This window comes from Kitasatospora sp. NRRL B-11411 (assembly GCF_000721345.1).
In the GTDB taxonomy this organism is placed as follows: domain Bacteria; phylum Actinomycetota; class Actinomycetes; order Streptomycetales; family Streptomycetaceae; genus Kitasatospora; species Kitasatospora cineracea.
In genome coordinates this window covers 132036-141792 of record NZ_JOGH01000018.1, presented here as the reverse complement: position 1 = coordinate 141792, position 9757 = coordinate 132036, and the positions used below count along the sequence as shown (strand labels likewise).

General features: G+C 70.0%; 9 protein-coding genes, 4 tRNA genes and 1 pseudogene. 1 reads left to right on the top strand and 13 read right to left on the bottom strand.

What is annotated here, in order from left to right; all coding sequences use genetic code 11:
* Positions 1–208 precede the first annotated feature (208 nt).
* The 11 genes and pseudogenes from IH44_RS47915 to IH44_RS0112090 form a co-directional block, all read right to left on the bottom strand.
* Positions 209–727 (bottom strand): annotated as a pseudogene (locus tag IH44_RS47915) (glycosyltransferase family 4 protein); the annotation flags it as partial.
* A 22-nt stretch (positions 728–749) separates the two neighbouring features.
* The gene (locus tag IH44_RS47910) at positions 750–1121 is read right to left on the bottom strand and encodes a hypothetical protein (protein ID WP_030459492.1); all 372 of its coding nucleotides are present in this window, start codon (positions 1119–1121) and stop codon (positions 750–752) included.
* Between the two features lie 44 nt (positions 1122–1165).
* Positions 1166–2749, bottom strand: coding sequence for a restriction endonuclease fold toxin-2 domain-containing protein (locus IH44_RS0112125; RefSeq protein WP_157852280.1), 1584 nt, complete (start codon positions 2747–2749; stop codon positions 1166–1168).
* Positions 2750–2977: 228 nt separating this feature from the next.
* Positions 2978–3538 carry a hypothetical protein gene (locus IH44_RS0112120; protein ID WP_030459490.1) on the bottom strand — a complete coding sequence of 187 codons (561 nt, stop codon included), beginning with the start codon at positions 3536–3538 and terminating at the stop codon, positions 2978–2980.
* Positions 3539–3589: 51 nt separating this feature from the next.
* Positions 3590–3672, bottom strand: a tRNA-Tyr gene (locus IH44_RS0112115).
* Between the two features lies 1 nt (position 3673).
* Positions 3674–3768 (bottom strand) — tRNA-Ser (locus IH44_RS46450).
* 20 nt (positions 3769–3788) lie between these two features.
* A tRNA-Ser gene (locus IH44_RS0112110) sits at positions 3789–3873 on the bottom strand.
* A 10-nt stretch (positions 3874–3883) separates the two neighbouring features.
* Positions 3884–3956, bottom strand: a tRNA-Gln gene (locus tag IH44_RS0112105).
* 362 nt (positions 3957–4318) lie between these two features.
* On the bottom strand, positions 4319–5014 hold the full coding sequence (locus IH44_RS0112100) for a WbqC family protein (RefSeq protein ID WP_232794910.1): 696 nt from the start codon (positions 5012–5014) through the stop codon (positions 4319–4321).
* A 28-nt stretch (positions 5015–5042) separates the two neighbouring features.
* On the bottom strand, positions 5043–5708 hold the full coding sequence (locus tag IH44_RS0112095) for a YdcF family protein (RefSeq protein WP_030459488.1): 666 nt from the start codon (positions 5706–5708) through the stop codon (positions 5043–5045).
* 13 nt (positions 5709–5721) lie between these two features.
* Positions 5722–6813, bottom strand: a complete 1092-nt coding sequence (locus tag IH44_RS0112090) for a hypothetical protein (protein ID WP_030459487.1) — start codon at positions 6811–6813, stop codon at positions 5722–5724.
* Positions 6814–6969: 156 nt separating this feature from the next.
* Between IH44_RS0112090 and IH44_RS0112085 the strand changes: the two genes are divergently transcribed.
* Positions 6970–7332, top strand: a complete 363-nt coding sequence (locus tag IH44_RS0112085; RefSeq protein WP_051816798.1) for a hypothetical protein — start codon at positions 6970–6972, stop codon at positions 7330–7332.
* An 8-nt stretch (positions 7333–7340) separates the two neighbouring features.
* Here IH44_RS0112085 and IH44_RS0112080 read toward each other — a convergent pair whose 3' ends face one another.
* Both IH44_RS0112080 and IH44_RS0112075 read right to left on the bottom strand, forming a co-directional pair.
* Positions 7341–8246 (bottom strand): phosphotransferase family protein, encoded by a 906-nt coding sequence (locus IH44_RS0112080; protein WP_030459486.1) that lies wholly within the window; start codon positions 8244–8246, stop codon positions 7341–7343.
* Between the two features lie 33 nt (positions 8247–8279).
* On the bottom strand, positions 8280–9656 hold the full coding sequence (locus tag IH44_RS0112075) for a helix-turn-helix transcriptional regulator (protein ID WP_030459485.1): 1377 nt from the start codon (positions 9654–9656) through the stop codon (positions 8280–8282).
* Positions 9657–9757 lie beyond the last annotated feature (101 nt).

Sequence of the window (9757 nt, the reverse complement as noted above, 5' to 3'; positions counted from 1 at the left end):
CCTGACCAGCGCGATCTGGCACAACGACCACACCGGCCAGTCCGTCATGCGCTCCCTGACCGCCTACGACCACTAACCCTTCGCATCAACCATCTAGTGGATGCGGTCGGTGCTGGGTGTCATCGTCTCCCCGATTCGCTGTGGACGTCCCGCTCCGGCCGGCGTAGTGAGCGGGCCGGAGCGGAACGGGTTGCGGTGTGACGCGGCGTCAGCCGAGTCGGCGGCCGAGTTCGGCCAGGGCGGTGGTGGTGGCGGTGGTGCTGAGCGGGTGGCGGGCCGAGTTGGCCCGGCCCGCGTCGCGTAGTTCGGCGAGGAGAGCGCGAGCGGTCCGCAGTCGGCCCAGGGTGCGGGCAGCGGCGGCGGGATCGGTGAAGTCGACGGCCGGCGCCGAGGCCTGGAGGGCCTCCACCAGTCCGGGGACGGGCTGGTAGAGGACGGGCAGGCCGCAGGCCTGGGCCTCGAGCGCGACCAGGCCCATGGCCTCCAGGGTGGTGGAGGGCACGGTGAGCGCGTCGTGGGCGGTGAAGGCCTGCCAGAGCTGCGGACGGGGCAGCCAGCCGAGGTAGCGGGCGTCGACGCCCGCCTGCTGGAGCACGGGGCGGAACGCGCCGAACTCCGCGGCCGGTGCGGCGATGCTCAGCTCGACCCCGGGGAGGGCGGCCAGTGCCCGGGCGAGGACGACGCCGCCCTTCTCCGGGGTGAGCCGTCCGGCGTACAGCAGTCGTGGGCGCTCGGCCGCGGGTCTTGCGCTACATGCCGAAGTCCTCGGCGACCTGCTCCGCGTCGGCCTGGACGTCGAAGGGCTCTGGCGTGCCGTCGTAGTCGGCCCACCAGACGGCCGGGGTGGTGGGGGCGAGGTCCCGCAGGAGGGTGTGGATGATGACGACGGGCACCCTGAGCGGCTCTTGGTCGGGGAAGGTGAAGAACTGCCGGTCGTAGTGGTAAGTGATCTCGCAGTGTTCGTCGCCGACCCGCACGTCGACCTCGAGGACCTCGCCGGGCACCGTGGCGCTGGCGCTCTCGGGCCAACGCCGTTGCACGGCCCGGGCGAGCTGCTGTTCGGTGAACGGCCAGGCCGCGGCGGCGGACCGGTCGACGCTGATGTAGAAGCTGGCTCCCACGGTGTCCTTTTCCAGAGCAGGGTGATCGGGCTGACGGCAGCGGATCAGGGGACGACGCGGGTCTCCCCGGGTACATTCTGCGCGGCCATCAGCGCGCCGAAGTAGGCCGCGGACTTCGTGTCGTTGGTGATGATCTCCAGGTGGTTGACCTTGTTGCGGGGATCCTGGAACGCCGAGCCGTACTTGGTGATCTCGAACGACTGGCTCTTCATCGTGGACTCGTAGACGAAGTCCGGGACGTTGTCGACGTTGCCGAGCCGGAGCGGAGAGCGGCACCCCTTCTGCTGGCCGACGTACTTGGCGTCGATCGCCGCACCGTCCTCGGAGCGGACCCCGTCGGCGTTCATGGTCTTCTGCCCGTCGGGCCTCTTGGGATCGGGCACGGTGGTGTACAGCTCGTACTGCGTACCGCCCGCGACCCGCAGCTCGTACGCGCGCTGAGCGTCGACCTTGGGCTTCCCGATGGGGCCGGGGGACGTCGACGTCCTTCCGTCGGCAGCCAGTTGCGCCATCCAGACACGCACATCGTGCTGCTGCGCCGGCGGCAGGACGGGGAAGGAGCTTGAGGGGGAGCGGGGCAGCGGGCCGACGCCCGGAGCGGCGAAAGGGGATCCCGGCGCAGTGGGGCCGGGCGCCGCTGCGGCGGGGGAGGAGACGGCCGCGAGCGTCAGCGCGGCACCCCCGGCGATGGCGATTGGCACCAGGGCGGAGGCGGCCGCGTCCACGATGGCGGCCGCCTCCGCCAGGACCGCTACTTCCGCGCTCGTCTCGATCGCGGTGGTGAGCGCGACCGCCGCGGCCCCGGCCTCAACGGCTATCGCCGCCTCCCCGCCGGCCGCCGCCACGTCGGAGATGCCGGCGGTGAAGACGGTCAGCACCACACCGGCGACCGCCACGGTCGCGGCGGTCGCCGCCAGGTCCTCCAGGGTGTCGCGCAGGTCCTCGATGCCGGAGGCGTACGACTCGCACGCCTCGCCCAACTGGTAGGCGACATGCTGCATTGTGTTCAACAGCGGGCCCGAGGTGGCACACCCGTCGTGGACCTTGGCCCAGTTCGCGGCCATGGTGTCCACCGCCTGGGCAGTGCTGCTGGAGGTGACCGCGCTGATCCGGGCATCGCCCTCGGCCCCGAGCTCGCTGAACAACTGCGCCGCGCGTTTCCAGTCCTGCCCGGCCTGCCGCAGCTTCACCGGATCACCCTGCGGCCAGAACGTGCTGACGATCTCCCGCACCGCCCAGTTCTGGTGCCCGACCGCCGTCGGTATCTGGACCGTACGGGGCTCCTGCTCGCACTGCGGCTGCGACGACTTCGGCAGCTCCTGCGGCTTCATCAGGCTCTCGGCGACGTCCGCGTCGGTGCGGATGTAGTTCATCGCCATCGAGTAGAGGCCGTTCGCGGTCCCGCCCAGCTGTCCGTACACCCGCCCCAGCGCGTTCACCACGGACCGCGCGGCCGGGTCGTACTTGGCGGCGAACGCCCGGCCGGTGTCGTCGTCGCCGGCCATGCCGGCCGCGTGGTCCAGCGAGCCGACCAGCCCACTGTGGATCTGTCCCGCCCACGCCTGCAGGTCGGTGAGCCCGGCCGACGAGACGATCATCTGCGACGGATCGACGTGGAACCCAGTCATGCTCGCCCCCAGTGAGCTGTAACCCGAGGCGTGCGGTAACAGAAAGTGCGTTTCCAATTGCAAGAAGTGCTTGTGGGGAGGAGTTGGGCCGTCACTAGAGAGTCACGGGTTCAGGAAATCGCAGTTGACACCCCTTGCCTGAGCTCGACCAGCGACGGCGATCGGTGGGTTGGGGCCTCTCCGGTAACGCGGTACGGGATCGTCCTCCGCAACCGACTGCGCCCTTCATCACCGCTGTGTTGCAGCACCTTCGGCGGTCGGACCAGCAGGCAGGGAAGCCGAGGCGGTGTAGACGTAGCGGGTGCTGCGCCCGTACCGACGTTCGACCACGGTTCCCGCGACGATCGCCTTCTTGAGCCACCGGTCCTCCTCCCGCCAGCCGAGCCGACCGAGCAGAGGATCGAGCTCCTTTCTGGAGAGCCCTTCGGTACCCGCTTCGCGCAGGGCGTCGACGACCTTCGCCTCGGCGCGCTGTAGGGCGAGCCGGCTGGCGGTCGGCTGGTCCTTGACCCGGACAGCCGCCGACTCCACGTCGCCTCCGTTCGCCGCCGCCCAGCGCGCAATGTATGCGTCGGCGGCAGTCTCGTCGGTGCCCAGCACGTAGCTCAGGCACTCCACGAGAGCGTTGTCGCGCTCACCCTTGACCATGTGATGCATCTCTGCCATGGGGTTGTTGACGCCGAACTCGGCAGCGGCGTGTGCGTCCCGGTGGGTTTCCTGCCGGAGCCGAGCGGCCTGTTCGGCGATCGCATCAGCGGCGTCGGAGGGCTGGGCGAAGGTGTCGGTCATGGCCGTCACCGTACCGAAAGCGGTGTACGCACAGGTGGAAAGAACAGATGCTGGTGGGCGAGGCCGGATTCGAACCGACACAGCCGAAGCGGGGGCTTTACAGGCCCTTGGGCTCTCCAGTGCCCAGCTCGCCCTTGGCGGAGGAAGTGGGGGTCGAACCCACACGGGCACTCGCGTGCCCCAACGGTTTTCGAGACCGAGGCCGGCGCCACCTGTCGGCTGGCTCCTCCAGTGAACTGTGGTTGCTGCGCGGAGAGTGCGCGGATCGAACGCGCGCGGGGGTGACCCCGACGACGGCTTAGCAAGCCGCTGCCTTACCACTCGGCCAACTCTCCAGGTGCTGCGCTGCCGGACGAGGATTCGAACCCCGAACTTCCTGATCCAGAGTCAGGCGTGCTGCCAGTTGCACCATCCGGCACTGCGGGAGGGCGCCAAACAGAAAGGCCGCCCAGACGGGGAATTCCCCGTGGGCGGCCGGGCGCTGTCGGGCCCGTCTACCGCGAGGAGGGAAGTCCCTGGCTCTGCTGGGAACTCGAAGAACGCTGATACGACTGGCTGTTGCTCATCTCGCGTTCCTCTCCGCTGGGTGCTGCCGGGCTGATGCCCATACTCTGCGGCAGGGCCGGGGCCGTCGGCAACGGGTTTTCCCGCTGGACCGTCGCGGCCCCTGACCGCCTGCCCCGGTTGCACGGTCCGGGGCCGTGCCCGCCCCCGCGCACCGCTCGGCGACAACGAGAACCCCTCGCCCACTGCCGGGCAGAGGCTTGAGGCGAGGCCGTTTCAGTGTGCGTACATCGCTACAGCGCCCGCGACGACCTGCGGACCGTGAGCCATCAGCCCTTGTACGGCGCTGAGCGCCCGCGCGCCCGTCCAGACCCCGTCGTCCGGTACGGCGAACTGCCGCAACTCCACCCCGGCGTCCGTGAACCGCCCCGGTTCGACGTAGCGGCTGCCGCCGGCCCCACACAGGTAGATGCCGGCGTTGACCGCCCGGCACAGGTCTACCAGCCGCTGGGTCCGTTCGGTCGCGGCCGGCAGGTTGCTGCTGCGCACCACCCGCCCCCTCCATCCGAGCAGGTCCAAGAACAGCAGGGTGGACGCTTCGGCGATCTCGGCAGTCCGGGCGGCTGCGTCGATCAGGTCGAGCAGCGGGCACAGCCGGTCGGTGAACTCCGGCCAGAACGGAGAGCTGCGGTACTGCTCATGCAGGATCCCTTCGACCCGACGGCGGGTGCGGTCCGGGTCGGCCAGGCGGGTGTCCCGGATCAGCGTGGCCCGGCCGTTCGGGAGTCGGGTGGGCAGGGACAGCCAGCGGGTGGCGCCGTCGCCCCGGAGAGAACCGAGGCGGGCGCGGTGCTGGTAGTCGCGGCGGGCGTGCTGGACGTCGTCCAGCACCACCCACACGTCCGCCGCGTAGAGCTTCGCCAGCGTCGACAGCCGCGGCAGGAAGTTCGGCTGGTGGATCGCGTACACCACCGCCCCGGCGCCCACGGCGGGCGGCCGGTCAGAGGAGTCGGCTGGTGAAGCCGGCGTCGATGAGCCGCTGGTAGGCATCGTGCACCCTCTCCGGTACGTCCTGGGCGACGGCGAAGCCGAGCTTCGGGTACTCGATGACCCGCTGGAGGTCGCCCACCAGGCTGTCGATCACGAGCTGGTCGTCGCCGATCGTCTTCACGTAGTCGTGCAGGTCCATCGGGGCGGAGGCGCACACCGCGTCCACCTCCGGCCACACCTTGCGGCACGTCGCGTACGCCCGCCGCTCCATGTACGGCATCGACACCAGCAGCACCGACGACACCGCCACCCCGGCCTCGGCCAGCACCGCCCGGCTGAACTCGACGTTCTGCCCGGTGTTGCGGGCCTTCGGCTCGATCAGCACCGCCTCCTCCGGGACGCCGAGGTCGATGGCGTGTTCGGCGAAGTGGACGGCCTCGCCGCGCGGGAAGTGGTCCGGCCGGGACGGGTTCGGGCCGCCGGTGAACACGATTCGCTGCACCAGGCCGCGCAGGTACAGGCCGGCGGTCGCCGCCGCCACCCCGAGGTCGTGGGAGCCCAACCCGATCGCCACGTCGCACGGTCGAAGCTCGTGGCCCATCTGCTGGCAGTCCCACAGCAGCGCGGTGTCCGCCCACTGCCGGTCGGTGATCCCGCGCTTCGTCGTACCTGTCACGTATCTCTCCTGATTACCTGAACTTGGTTTTCCCACCTCCCAGTTCGAGTTCCTTGCGGATGCCGTCGATGCTGCGGAGCTGGTGGCTCATACCGTACGTGGCGGCCGTGGCCGCCGCCTTGTCGAGCGCCGCGAGTCCTTCCGAGACGGTCGCCCGGTCGGACAACAGCACGTGCCCGTGAGCGGTGGCCAGTCGCACCCGGTGTAATGGTGACGTACTGTCCCCGGCGGACTGCGCCACCGAGATCAGCCGCCCGGCCTCCGCGAGGTTCCCGGCGCCGCGGTGCGCGAGCGCCAGCTTCTGGTGCGCGGTGCCCCAGTCCTCCTGCTCACCCAGTCCTTCGAACCCCAGGATCGCCGAGGTCATCAGCGGCATCGCGGCTTCGTGAAGTCCCTGCTTGTCCAGCGCCGTGCCGACCCACAGTTGCGCCCGGAGCCGGTCCCGGCCGCTCAGCCTGTCGTCGCGGCCCAGCTCGTCGTACCGGGCAGCGGCACCACGGAGGTCACCGGACATCTCGGCGACGACCGCCAGCGACAGGTCCAACTGCGCGACCCGCCGGGGGACGCCGAGCTGGTCGAACACCGACCGGGCGTCCGCGTAGGAACGCACCGCGGACCGAGGCCCGAGCAGCACACCCCGATCCCGCAGCAGGTCGCCGGCCAGTGCTGTCGTCCGGGCGAACAGGTACAGGCCCCGCTCGTCCAACTCCCTCGCTGGCCAACGGGTGCGCCACCGTTCCAGGAGATCCGACGCGACCACGAAGTCCTGCCTGGACGCCGCGACGACGGCCCGTTCGATGTCCTCCGTCCACGTCTCGTACTCCCACGCCCTCGGCCCGCCCCGGACCTCGACCGCCACAGCACGGCCGGACCGGGACAGGATCGCCTCGAAACGGAAGATTCCGGCCTGGTCGAGACGACCCAGCGCCGTGTCCAGGATCGCCTGCGTGTCCGGACGCGGCCGCGTGCCGGCGCCCAGCCGTTCCCAGTTGGTCACCGTCCGGACCGCTACGCCCAGATCGCCGGCGAAGGTGCGCACGCTCCTTCGGCTCGCCAGCCGCAGTGCCCGTGCCTCCACCCCGGTCCACTCGCTCACCGCCGCCATGACCACCTCCTGGCTCGGCGACCATCGAAGCACCCTGCGGTCTGCTGGTGGGCCGGAACTGCCACGGAACTGCCACAGCGCGACGTTCCCGCGCCGCCACGTCAGCGGCACGCTGGAGACAACCGAGCCGCCCGGCCGGCAGAAGGGAACCCGGAAGTGGAGCTCACCGAGCAGCGACCCGTTCCTGCCCCCGCCGTCGTCGGCCTGCTACGGCTGACCACCAGGACGGCAGCTCGGCAAGCGGCCCTCGCCGAGGTCCTTGCCGAGTTCTGCGCCCAGCGGGAACTCGACCTCACCGAGATCGCCACCGACGTCGATCTCGCCGAACTCACCGTCCGCCGAGGGTTGTACGGGATAGTCCTGCCGTCCCTCGCTCACCTGGGCGCAGCTCCCGAACGGGTCATCCGTCACCGGCAACTTGCCGAGGCGGGGCTTCAGTTACTGGTCGTCCGTGGCCGGCAAGTCCGCACGACGGTCGCCTCGACCACCAGCCGCCGAGGGCCCCATCGGCCTACATGAGGCACGCACTACAGAATGTTCCATCGCATTTCGGCATCCGATTCCCGGATTCCGACGATCCTCCGCCGGACCTCCGCAAGGGTCTCGCTTCCGGCCGGGGCGCGCTTCGCGTTCGTCGTCACCATCCGCAGCTCACGGAGGTCACGAAGAACCGGGTACCCGTCCCACGCAGTCACGTCGAAGCCGTACCTGTCCGCGAATTCCTCGTAGTGGGACCGGCCGTACCCGAACCTCCGGCAATGGATCTCCACCGTCACAAGGTCGAGTTCGGGTGGGCCGAAACACGCGGTGTCCCAGTCGCACAGCACCGCCGCGTCGTTGCTGTGCAGTGCGTTCCGGTGCTGCGGATCACCTTGCAGGAGCCCGGGTTCGAGCAGGTAGCGGACCCGAGCGAGTCCAGCTTCGAGCTCGGATACGTGCGCGCCGAGGAAATCCAGATCACTTCCCGGTAGCGCCGCAGCAACGCCGATGGATCGCCGGATGGCCGCGACGGTGTCGAGCGAACGGATTTCGAAAGGAGGGAGAGGGAGTTGATGAAGAGTACGCAGCGGGTCGGCGAGGTGGGCGGCCGGGACGGCTTGTCGGGGTTGGGGAAGGTGCCGCCAGAAGGTGACGGCGTGCGGACCGACCAGGACGGGTTGCTCCACCGGCAGCAACTCAACGGTCGGGAACTTCATGGCCATCAGCCACTGCACGAGCGCCACGGTTCGGCGGACGTCGTCGACCGGGGTTCCGGCTCGGGCGATCTTGACGACCGCGCCGGCGGATTCCAGCAGGTAGACGGCGTTGGTGTGGCCCCGCAGCAGCTTGGCGTCGGAGGCGTCGACTCCGGCGTGTCGGCAGGCGGTTTCGAGGACGGCAAACACCTCGGGCTCGGCGAAGCCGCCGATCCGGGTCTCCGGGACAGTCGTCATGCCCGTAAGGCTGACGGGCCGAGGCCGATCCTGTCACGTCCGGCCGGTGGGCAGTGCGAGAAGTTCACCGAGTTGCCGAGCGGCCCGGGTCTCGCGGATCCGCGCGGGCATTATCCGGATCACCTCCATGGCGCGTACGCCCAGGATCTCCGTCCGAAGCTCTTCCGGTACCGCCAGGTAGGCGCTGCCGGCAAGCTCGCACGCCTCGGTCGGCTTCCGCTGATGAACCATGCACATCGCTTCTTCGAGTCGGAGGAGCGCGGGGTCGATGCCGGTTCGGTCGGGGTACAGAGCCAGGGCCTCCTGCTGCACGCGGTGTGCTTCCTGAACCTCACCCAGAGCGGTGAAGGCGCCCGACAGGTACAGCAGCAGCCGACGCCTGGGGAACGCCCACGCGTCGTCGTCGGAGCCGACCGGGGCACGGTCGAACAGGTCGATCGCTTGCCGGACGGCGTGACGCGCCCCTTCGGCATCGCCCAGCCGAGCCAAGGCCCGCGCCTCGGCAGCGGCGGCGAACGCCCCGGTGGACGTTGCGCGGCCGCGGTTCAGCAGCCGGGCGTCCCTGGCCAAGCTCGCCGCCCGTTCGAGAGGGCCGTAGTAGTACGGCAGCATCGCGGCCTGGACCCGGACACGGGAGCGCAGTTCGGCCCCGCCGGCGTCGTCTGCCGCCGCGCGGGCAGTGCCGTACCACATGCGGGCCTGGTCGAGGCGGCCCAGCTTCATCAAGGCATCGGCGACGAGAGTGGCGAGCACGGCGATCATCTCCGACAGGCGCACCTGGACAGTTGCCGGCTGCCGCTCGCCGGACAACAGGCGGACTTCTTCGAGCGTCCGCAGGAGCCGGAGCAGCATCTCGGCCGGAGGCGCGAAGACGTAGACCTGCCGGAGGTCCATGACCTGTTCGTCCAGCACCTCGAGCTGGGTGACGCTGGCGGTGGTGCTCGCCAACGTGCTGTCCAGCGCACGCCGGTACGCCTCGATGGCCTCGCCGGCGGGATCGGCGGCGGCAAGTGCGACGGGCGGGCCAGCGGCCGGCCGGGAAGGCGCAGGGCGAGTCGGAACCAGAGTCGGCATGTCCGGTCGGTAGGAACCGGCCAACCCGAGTCCTTGGGCATCCGTCTCGTACAGGCGGCACAGCAGGTCGAGGGTCTTGCCGCGAGGCATCCGGCCTTTCTCCCACGCGGCCAACTGGTCCTGGTCCACGCCCGGTTGGGAGATCCCGTTCAGCGCGCAGAGCTGAAGCATCTCGGCGACCGCCCGCCGAAGGGTCCACCCGCGAGCCAGGCGATGGGCCCTCAGCCGACTCACTGCGCAGCACTCCGCGATCGAAGCGACAGTCGTCTCCAAGGCCCGGTTCTCCGCTGCGGCGGTCGCTCTGATCCGCGCGGCGCAGGACGGCTTGTGCGCCATCGGATGACCTCCCCCAGGTACAGCGGTGCAGACAGCGTAGTGGGCGAACTCACTGATGGTGATTCAAAAACAGCAACTAGTAACGGATCTGCCGGTCACGG

Coding starts and splice junctions, on each gene's coding strand:
- IH44_RS0112125 (WP_157852280.1), bottom strand. CDS start 2,749: ATGACTGGGTTCCACGTCGATCCGTCGCAGATGATCGTCTCGTCGGCC.
- IH44_RS0112120 (WP_030459490.1), bottom strand. CDS start 3,538: ATGACCGACACCTTCGCCCAGCCCTCCGACGCCGCTGATGCGATCGCC.
- IH44_RS0112090 (WP_030459487.1), bottom strand. CDS start 6,813: ATGGCGGCGGTGAGCGAGTGGACCGGGGTGGAGGCACGGGCACTGCGG.
- IH44_RS0112080 (WP_030459486.1), bottom strand. CDS start 8,246: ATGACGACTGTCCCGGAGACCCGGATCGGCGGCTTCGCCGAGCCCGAG.
- IH44_RS0112075 (WP_030459485.1), bottom strand. CDS start 9,656: ATGGCGCACAAGCCGTCCTGCGCCGCGCGGATCAGAGCGACCGCCGCA.